Origin of the sequence: Bradyrhizobium sp. cf659 (assembly GCF_900113725.1) — a bacterium.
GTDB lineage: Bacteria > Pseudomonadota > Alphaproteobacteria > Rhizobiales > Xanthobacteraceae > Bradyrhizobium.
The window spans coordinates 262,029-271,177 of record NZ_FOQJ01000011.1; the positions used below are offsets into that span (position 1 = coordinate 262,029).

Sequence of the window (9,149 nt, forward strand, 5' to 3'; positions counted from 1 at the left end):
GATCCTGTTTCTCCCCACATCCGCTGACGGCAGACCTGCAAGCCGGAGGCCAGCCCGATCGCATTCCTGCTGCGACTTCTTGTTGCGACTTGGCTCTGGTCTTGCAAGACTTTCTCTCGGTACAAATGACTCGGTGCAAGCGCTGGCGCAGCCATGGACTTGAATACCATCACAGCCGTAGCCCATCCGCAAACGCGCGCGCAGCTGCCCGTTTGGACGCCAGGTGATGCTTGGCTCGCAGGCGGCACCTGGCTGTTCTCGGAGCCGCAAGCGCAGCTGACACGGCTGATCGATCTCACCGATCTGAAATGGCCGGCGCTGACGATCACCGAGAGCCATCTCGGCATTGCCGCCACTTGCACTGTCGCGCAGATCGATGGTTTCGCCTGCCCGCCCGACTGGCTCGCAGCGCCGCTGATCAACCAGTGCTGCCGCGCCTTCCTTGCTTCGTTCAAGATCTGGAAGACCGCGACCGTCGGCGGCAATCTCTGCATGTCGCTGCCGGCGGGACCGATGATCTCGCTCACATCAGCGCTCGACGGCGTCTGCACCATCTGGAAGGCCGGCGGCGGCGAACAGAAGATTCCCGTCATCGACTTCGTCACCGGCAACCAGCGCAACCGCCTGACGCCGGGCGACCTGCTGCGGCAGATCGATATCCCGATTGCCGCCCTGAAGCGCCGCACGGCGTTTCGTCAGATCTCGCTCGCCCCGGTCGGCCGCTCGGCAGCGCTCCTGATCGGCAGCTTCGATCCCGATGGCACGCTGGCGCTGACAGTCACCGCATCGACGGTGCGGCCGATCCGGCTCTCCTTTCCCAAACGGCCGGACGCGAATGCGCTTCGCGACGCGATCGTGCAGCAGATCACGGATGATCTTTACCACACCGACATCCACGGCAAGCCGCTCTGGCGCAAGCACATGACGCTGCGGCTCGCCGAAGAGATTCGCGGCGAACTCCTGGGGGCGACGCCGTCATGAGCTTCGAGATCAACGGCAAGACGTTCCCGCAGGAGCCGCGCGCCGGCCAATGTCTGCGCACGTTCCTGCGCGAGCTCGGTCATTTCGGTGTCAAGAAGGGCTGCGATGCCGGCGATTGCGGCGCCTGCACCGTGCTGCTCGACGGCGAGCCGGTGCACAGCTGCCTGATCCCGGCGTTCCGCGCCGAGGGGCGCGCCGTCACGACGATCGAGGGCCTCGGCGACGACCACGGCGCGCATCCGATGCAGCAGGCCTTCCTCGATGCGCAGGGCTTTCAATGCGGCTTCTGCACCGCAGGCATGATCCTGACCTGCGCCTCGCTGAACCAGGCGCAACGCACCGATCTCGGCGCCGCGCTGAAGGGCAATATCTGCCGCTGCACCGGCTATCGCGCTATCGAGGACGCGCTGCTCGGCAAGATCAATGTCGAGGAGAGCGTCGAGGCCGGCGCCGCCTTCGGCCGCAGTCTTCCAGCGCCAGCAGGTCCCGATGTCGTGCGCGGCAAGGCACGCTACACGTTCGACACGCAGATTAACGGCCTGCTGCACATCAAGCTGCTCCGCTCGCCTCACGCCCACGCCAGGATCATCGCGATCGACAAGTCCGCGGCGCTCGGCGTTCCCGGCGTGCATGCGGTGCTGACGCATGAGGATGCGCGATCCGTCCTGATCTCGACCGCCCGGCACGAGAAGGACTGGATGGACCCGGAGGACACCCGCATCCTCGACGACGTCGTGCGCTTCATCGGCCAGAAGGTCGCCGCCGTCGTCGCCGACAGCGAAGGCGCCGCCGAGGAGGCCTGCCGGCAGCTCAAGGTCACTTACGAGATCCTGCCGGCGCTGATCGATCCAGAGCAGGCGATGGCGCCCGGCGCGCCGGTCATTCATCCCGACCGTACCACCGCGAACCGGGTCGCCGACGCCCAGCGCAACCTCGCGGCTGAGACCCATGGCGAGTTCGGCGATGTCGCAGCAGCACTCGCCACATCCGCCGTCACCTACGAGGCCACCTTCCACAGCCATCGCGTGCAGCATGCGGCGCTGGAGACCCATGGCGGCCTCGCCTGGCTCGACGCTTCCGGCGTGCTCAACGTCCGCACCTCGACGCAGGTGCCGTTCCTGACCCGGCGCGCGCTGTCTGACATCTTCCAGCTGCCCATGGACAAGGTCCGCGTGTTCTGCGAGCGCGTCGGCGGCGGTTTTGGCGGCAAGCAGGAGATGTTCGTCGAGGATATCCTTGCGCTCGCTGCTCTCAAGACCGGACGGCCCGTGAAGCTCGAGCTCACCCGCGAGGAACAGTTCATCGCGACCTCGACGCGGCATCCGATGCGGGTCCACATCAAGGCCGGTGCCGATGCCGACGGCAAGCTCACCGCACTCCAGCTCGACGTGCTCTCCAACACCGGCGCCTACGGCAATCACGCCGGTCCCGTGATGTTCCACTCCCTGTCGGAGTCCATCGCCGTCTACAATTGCCCGAACAAGCGGGTGGACGGCTACGCCGTCTATACCAACACGGTGCCATCCGGCGCGTTTCGCGGCTATGGCCTGCCGCAGACGCTGATCGCGATCGAAGCCGCGATCGACGAGCTGGCCAGGCAGCTCGGCATCAGCCCCTACGACATGCGCCGGCGCAACATCGTCAAGCCGGGCGATCCCATGCTGTCGCCGCCGCCATCCGAATTTCACGACGTGCTCTATGGCTCCTACGGCCTCGACCAGTGCCTCGACCTCGTCGAGCGCGCGATGCAGGCGGATGGCCCGCAGCCGGAGCTGTCGCCGGAATGGCTGATCGGCGACGGCATCGCACTGACCATGATCGACACCGTGCCGCCGGCCGGCCACATCGCGGACGCCATGATCGCGCTCAACGACGACGGTGGCTTCGACCTCACTGTCGGCACCGCCGAGTTCGGCAACGGCACCAGCACGGTCCACCGCCAGATCGCGGCGACGACGCTCGCGACCACCGTCGACAGGATTCGTCTGCGCCAGTCCGACACCGCCCATGGCGGCCACGACACCGGCGCCTATGGCAGCGCGGGCACTTTCGTCGCCGGCAAGGCGACGCATGAAGCCGCCATGCAGCTTGCGACCGAGCTGAGGGCCGCGGCCGCGGACGCCTGGCTGTGCGACGTCGAAAGCTGCACGCTCGAGGGCGAGGCCGTCGTCAGCGGCGTACGACGGATGTCCTTTATGGACCTCGCGAAGCTTGCGCGCGAACGCGGCCAGCCGTTCGCAGCACACGGCAATTCCGGCGGCACGCCGCGCTCGGTCGGCTTCAACGTACAGGGCTTTCGCGTCGCGGTGAACAAGGGCACCGGCGAACTCAGGATTCTCAGGAGCGTGCAGGCCGCCGACGCCGGCGTCGTCGCCAACCCGATGCAGTGCCGCGGCCAGGTCGAGGGCGGCGTCGCGCAGGCGCTTGGCGCTGCGCTCTACGAGGAGATGGTGATCGACGCGGCCGGCCGCGTCACCAACCCGAAGTTCCGCGACTACCACCTGCCTTCTTTCGCCGACGTGCCGCGCACCGAGGTCTTCTTCGCCGAGACTTCCGACACGATCGGCCCGCTGGGCGCGAAGTCGATGAGCGAGAGTCCGTACAACCCGGTCGCCGCCGCGCTCGGCAACGCGATTGCAGACGCCACCGGCATCCGCTTCACGGCACCCCCTTTCAAGCCGGACCGGCTGTTTCCGGCGCTGCACGACAAATTTGGTTAGGCCTATTTCGGGGGATACATTCATGAGCAGCGAGGTCCATCCCGTCGACGAGGTCCTGCCGGTCCCGCGCCTGCTCGCGCTCGGGCTCCAGCATGTGCTGGTGATGTATGCCGGCGCGGTCGCAGTGCCGCTGATCATCGGACGCGCGCTGAAGCTGCCGCCCGAGGACGTCGCCTTCCTGATCAGCGCCGACCTGTTCGCCTGCGGGCTTGCGACGCTGGTGCAATGCCTCGGCTTTCCCGGCGTCGGCATTCGCCTGCCCGTGATGATGGGCGTGACGTTCGCCTCGGTCGGCCCGATGCTCTCGATGGCCGCCGCGCCCGATATCGGCCTGCTCGGCATCTACGGCTCCGTCATCGCCGCCGGCATCTTCGGCATCGTCGCCGCGCCCTTCGTCAGCCGGCTGCTGCCGCTGTTTCCGCCCGTCGTCACCGGCAGCATCATTCTCATCATCGGCATCTCCCTGATGCGGGTCGGCATCAACTGGGCCGGCGGCGGCCTGCCGACGCTGACGAAGGTGGTCGACGGCGTCGCCGGCAGCTTTCCCAATCCGGCCTATGGGCAATTGCAGGGGCTCGGCATTTCGCTGTTCGTGCTGCTTTTCATCCTCGGCCTGATCAAATGGGGCACCGGCTTCCTCGCCAACGTTTCCGTGCTGCTCGGCATCGTCGCCGGCGCCGTGCTCGCGACCATTCTGGGCGTGATGCATTTCGACAAGGTCGCTGCCGCCTCCTGGGGCGCGCTCGTGATCCCCTTCCGCTTCGGCATGCCGCAATTTCATCTGGTGCCGATCATTACCATGTGCGTCGTCATGATCGTGGTGATGATCGAGTCGCTCGGCATGTTCCTCGCGCTCGGCGACATCACCGGCAAGACGGTCGACCGCGAAGCCCTGAGCCGCGGCTTGCGCGCCGACGGCGTCGGCACGCTGCTCGGCGGCATCTTCAACACCTTTCCCTACACCTCGTTCTCGCAGAATGTCGGCCTGGTCTCCGTCACCGGCGTACGCTCGCGCTGGGTGACGGTGACGGGCGGCAGCATCATGCTCGGGCTCGGACTGCTGCCGAAGCTCGCCGCGCTGGTCGAGGCGGTGCCGGTGGTCGTGCTCGGCGGCGCGGGCCTCGTGATGTTCGGCATGGTCGCGGCAACAGGCGCGCGCATCCTCACCTCGGTCGATTTCCGCACCAACCGCTACAATCTCTTCATCGTCGCGATCTCGATCGGCTTCGGCCTGATCCCGCTCGCCGCGCCCGGCTTCTTTCGGAACCTGCCGCATGATCTCCAGCCGCTGCTGGAGTCCGGCATTTTGCTTTGTGCGGTGGTCTCGGTGCTGCTCAATGCCTTCTTCAACGGCTTGAGCGGTGGCGCTGCAGCCGAGGCAGACGCAGCGGCAGCCGCATCATCCGCACAACATGTCTAGCTAGCTGCCGCGATAGGTCGCGTAGCTCCAGGGCGTGACCAGCAGCGGTACGTGGTAGTGGTTTTCCGGCTCGCTGATCGCAAAGCGCAGCGGGATCTCGTCGAGAAACGGCGGGTCCGACAGCGGCACGTTGCGCTCGGCGTAATATTTGGCGACGCGAAAGCGAAGCTCGTAGCGGCCGATCGGAAGCGGGCGCCCGCCGATCAGCGGCTGGTCGGTCCGTCCATCCGCATTGGTGACGGTGCGCGCGATGACGCGGCTCTCGCCGAGCGCGGAGAGCTCGATCAGCTCCACCGGGATGCCCGGCGCGGGCTTGCCGGCGTGGTTGTCCAGCACGTGCGTCGAGAGCCGGCCGTACACCTTGAGCTTGTCGTCGGCGATGACGAGCTGATCGAGCCGCAGCGCCGAGATGCGGCCAATCTCCTCGATCGCTCGTCGCGTCTCGGTCTTGGCAATATTGAGCAGCCGCGTCTCAAAGTCGCGCAACACGGAATCCCTGGTGTGGCGGCGCACGCAGACGATATAGGGGAAGCCGAACTTTTCACGGTACGCATTGTTGACGCGCTCGAACGCGGCATATTCGGCGTCCGACAGCCGGTCGAGCCCGGCGCTGTTCTGCTCGTCGGTCGATTCCGCCGTGAGGCCCGCGGCGCGCTGGGTCTTGTTGGCGAGATCCGGATGCGCCCGGATCAGCGCCAGCTGCACGTCGGGTTCGGCGCTCTGAATCGCTGCCATCAGCGCGGTGTGCAACTGGTTGATGCCGGTGAATGGCCGCTGCCCGGCGAGTATCTCCGCAATCCACGGCGAATATTCGACGACATTGGCGAGCGCCGCGACGAAGCCGGCCTTGTCAGCGGCGTTGAGATCGGCGAGCGAGATTTGCGACATCGTTGCTTACCCGATCTCGAACGCGTCGGCGGCAAGGTGCGCGTGCTTGTCGTGCCAATGCTGCGCGATCTGGAGCCGCGTCGGCACCCAGACGCGTTCATGCTTGCCGATGTAGTCCAGGAAGCGGATCAGCCCCGCAGCGCGACCGGGGCGGCCGGCGAGGCGGCAGTGCAGCCCCACCGACATCATCTTCGGCGCGGTCTCGCCCTCCGCATAGAGCACGTCGAAGGCGTCCTTCAGATAGGTGTAGAACTGCTCGCCTTCGGCAAAGCCCTGCGGATTGATGAACCGCATGTCGTTGGCGTCCAGCGTATAGGGAATGATCAGCTGCTTGCCCGTGGCGCCCTTGACCCAATACGGCAGATCGTCGGCATAGGAGTCGCAGAGATAGAGGAAGCCACCCTCCTCCATCAGGAGACGGTTGGTGTTGATCGAGGAGCGTCCGGTGTACCAGCCAAGCGGCCGTGATCCGGTCGCCTCAAGGTGCACGCGGATCGACTCGACGATCTCGGCGCGCTCCTGCGCCTCGGTCATGTCCTTGTGCTCGATCCATTTCAGGCTGTGGCTGGCGATGTCCCAGCCCGCCTCCTTCATCGCAGCAACGATTTCCGGATTGCGCTTCAGCGCGGTGGCGACGCCGAACACGGTGGCCGGCCACTTCCGTTCGTTGAACATTCGCCACAAGCGCCAGAAGCCCGCGCGCGAGCCATATTCGAACATCGATTCGATATTGGCGTGGCGCTGGCCTGGCCAGGGCTGCGCGCCGAGCACGTCGGACAGGAAAGCTTCCGAGGCGCGGTCGCCGTGCAGGATGTTGTTCTCGCCGCCCTCCTCGAAATTGACGACGAACTGCACCGCAACCCGCGCGTTGCCGGGCCATTGCGGATGCGGCGGATTGCGGCCGTAACCGCGGAGATCGCGCGGGTAGCGGGCGTCGGTCACTCAGACTTCCTCGAAGCGGATCGGCAGCGCGCCCTTCCACAGCACGCTCTTGCCCAGCGTCGCCAGGTTCTCCAGCCCCGAAGTCACCGTGATGAAGTGATTGCCGGCGAGCTGGCCCATCTTGCTGGCGAAGCTCACGCCGCCATACGCCATCAGGATCTCGGTCTCGCTGATGCCGCCGGGATAAAGGATGATCTGGCCCGGCGCGGGATAGCTGGTGTGGTTCTCGTAGCCGACGCCGAAATCGAGGTCGCCGAGCGGCATCCACACAGCCTCGCCGCTCCAGCGCACATGGATGATGTGGCTTTCGAACGGCATGGCCTTGCGGAACGCGGCAACGGTCTTGGGCGCCGCTTGCTCCTCGAAGCGGGCATCGAAGGTGTAGTCGCCGGCACGGATAACGAGTTTGCTCATCTCATCTCTCTGGATCGGGGGCTAAAGGCCCCACGGGGAACTTTCAAGCAAAGAGCATTCCATCGAGCTTCGCGCAAGGGGCGCGACACCTCACCTGCGGTCGTAGGACCAGCCGAAAATGCCGCTGCGCCGCGTCTCCGGCTCGGGCTCGGCGGCAGGCGGCGGTGCCTCCTTGAGTTCCGCCTGCGGCGGGGGTGGAGGCGGTGCGGGAAGGTTCTCGCATTTCATCGAGTAGACCAGCTTGCCGTCCGCGGTCCGCCCGATTGGCGCGCAGGGGTCCGGATGCGCCGCCGAACTCCTCGGAGTGGGCTTGACCTGCGCCGCAGCCGGCGCGGCGATCAGCAGAAGGACCAGCAGATATCTCGACATCGTTGTCGCCTGAAAACCAATTCGCCCCATTCAACCGGATTGCCGGGGGCAAGTCCATCGGGCCCGACCGGGCGATTGCCGAATATTTAGCCGGGACCAAAAAATTTGCTCGCCGCAACGTGAAGGTGGCGCCGCTGATATTCGCCAGGCCCCATCGCCATGTCAGCCGCGACGACGAAAACATTTCTCACAGCCGGAGCGTCGTCACGGGAGAAACAACGATGCGAAAAACCTTCGCCATTCTCGGCGCCACGCTGATGGCCGCCGCCACCATCCAGACCGCCGCAGCGAGCGACCGCCACCACAGCCGCAAGGCGCAACCTGCCCCCATCACCCAATCGGTGCGCGACTCCAACGCCGCGCTCTGGCCGTCGCAGCCCACCGCGCCCGACTGGTCGCGCTACACCAACGGCGCCATGTCGGCACCGGCGGGGCGGTGATGCTGGAAGCGTAGAGCACAACTGCTTCAACATCGTCATTGCGAGGAGCCCTTGCGACGAAGCAATCCAGACTGTCACCGCAGAAGGATTCTGGATCGCTTCCGCCTTCGCTAAAGATTCGGCGGACAAATCGCTGCGCTCGCAATGACGACATTAGTTCCGTCATCCTGAGGTGCGAGGCATGGGACGCAACGCGTCCCATGGGGAGCCTCGAAGGATGCACGGCCCCGATGCAGCCGGGCCGTCGCCCTTCGAGGCTTGCTCAGCGGCGCGCTTGCGCCGCTGAGCGCGCACCTCAGGGTGACGGTCGTGGAGGAGAAATCGCTGCTCCAACATCGTCATTGCGAGCGCAGCGAAGCAATCCAGAGTCTTTCCGCGGAGGGATTCTGGATTGCTTCGCTGCGCTCGCAATGACGGAGTATGAGGCATGGGCTGGTTCTCCAGATGACGCTGTCATTCCCCGCGAAGGCGGGGAATCCAGTACGCCGCAGCCTCTCCGCTCCATCACAACCGCCTCTGGAATACTGGATCGCCCGCCTTCGCGGGCGATGACAGCGAGTGTATGGTCGTAGACACACCTTCGCGTTCTCGCGGCTCAATTCGCCCGAGCTTTGCTCCGTCGCTCCACCCTCTAAGCCAAGAGGGCGCAGGGAAGGCCGGGTGCTGACCTGGCACCCGCGGTCTGCCGCGCGAAAGGCACACGCAGAAAACCGCACAGCAGCATACAGGTGTAGCCAATCACTCGGCCTTCCCTGCGCAGTGGTTGGACGGCTTATGCCGTGCTCTCCCGGGAGCCGAGTTCGTTCTGGCCTCCCTCGCCTTCGCGGAATTCACCGGCACCGCGCCGGTTGACGCGACTGCCGCCTCCGCAAGAGCTTGACCGTAGCAACGACGGCCAGGACCACACGGTTTTGCCGTACGCACGGCCCGCCATTTCGCCGCGGTTTTTCCAGCCCTGTCGACGGAGCCGGAAAC

8 protein-coding genes are annotated in these 9,149 nt (G+C 65.8%); 4 read left to right on the forward strand and 4 right to left on the reverse strand.

Features of this window, described 5'->3' with window-relative positions; all coding sequences use genetic code 11:
• The first annotated feature begins 153 nt into the window (after window positions 1-153).
• Genes BM118_RS32985 through BM118_RS32995 form a run of 3 tightly spaced genes read left to right on the forward strand, consistent with a single transcriptional unit; the run spans window position 154 to window position 5,121 of the window.
• On the forward strand, window positions 154-981 hold the full coding sequence (locus BM118_RS32985; protein WP_092191118.1) for an FAD binding domain-containing protein: 828 nt from the start codon (window positions 154-156) through the stop codon (window positions 979-981).
• On the forward strand, window positions 978-3,701 hold the full coding sequence (locus BM118_RS32990; protein WP_092191120.1) for a molybdopterin-dependent oxidoreductase: 2,724 nt from the start codon (window positions 978-980) through the stop codon (window positions 3,699-3,701). Before BM118_RS32985 ends, BM118_RS32990 begins: the two co-directional genes overlap by 4 nt.
• 22 nt (window positions 3,702-3,723) lie before the next feature.
• A complete protein-coding gene (locus tag BM118_RS32995; RefSeq protein ID WP_092191122.1) occupies window positions 3,724-5,121 on the forward strand; it encodes a nucleobase:cation symporter-2 family protein in 1,398 nt (465 codons plus the stop codon).
• Here BM118_RS32995 and uraD read toward each other — a convergent pair whose 3' ends face one another.
• The 4 genes from uraD to BM118_RS33015 all read right to left on the reverse strand — a co-directional run bounded on the left by uraD (window position 5,122) and on the right by BM118_RS33015 (window position 7,734).
• Window positions 5,122-6,009 (reverse strand): 2-oxo-4-hydroxy-4-carboxy-5-ureidoimidazoline decarboxylase, encoded by an 888-nt coding sequence (gene uraD, locus BM118_RS33000; RefSeq protein WP_092191124.1) that lies wholly within the window; start codon window positions 6,007-6,009, stop codon window positions 5,122-5,124.
• A 6-nt stretch (window positions 6,010-6,015) separates the two neighbouring features.
• The gene (gene puuE, locus BM118_RS33005; protein WP_092191126.1) at window positions 6,016-6,951 is read right to left on the reverse strand and encodes an allantoinase PuuE; all 936 of its coding nucleotides are present in this window, start codon (window positions 6,949-6,951) and stop codon (window positions 6,016-6,018) included.
• A complete protein-coding gene (locus tag BM118_RS33010) occupies window positions 6,952-7,365 on the reverse strand; it encodes a DUF3830 family protein (protein WP_008134648.1) in 414 nt (137 codons plus the stop codon).
• Window positions 7,366-7,455: 90 nt separating this feature from the next.
• A complete protein-coding gene (locus tag BM118_RS33015) occupies window positions 7,456-7,734 on the reverse strand; it encodes a hypothetical protein (protein ID WP_177234906.1) in 279 nt (92 codons plus the stop codon).
• A gap of 2 nt (window positions 7,735-7,736) precedes the next feature.
• On the opposite strand from BM118_RS33015, the gene BM118_RS42475 reads away from it, so the two are divergent.
• The gene (locus BM118_RS42475; protein WP_244550289.1) at window positions 7,737-8,174 is read left to right on the forward strand and encodes a hypothetical protein; all 438 of its coding nucleotides are present in this window, start codon (window positions 7,737-7,739) and stop codon (window positions 8,172-8,174) included.
• The last annotated feature ends 975 nt before the right edge of the window (window positions 8,175-9,149 follow it).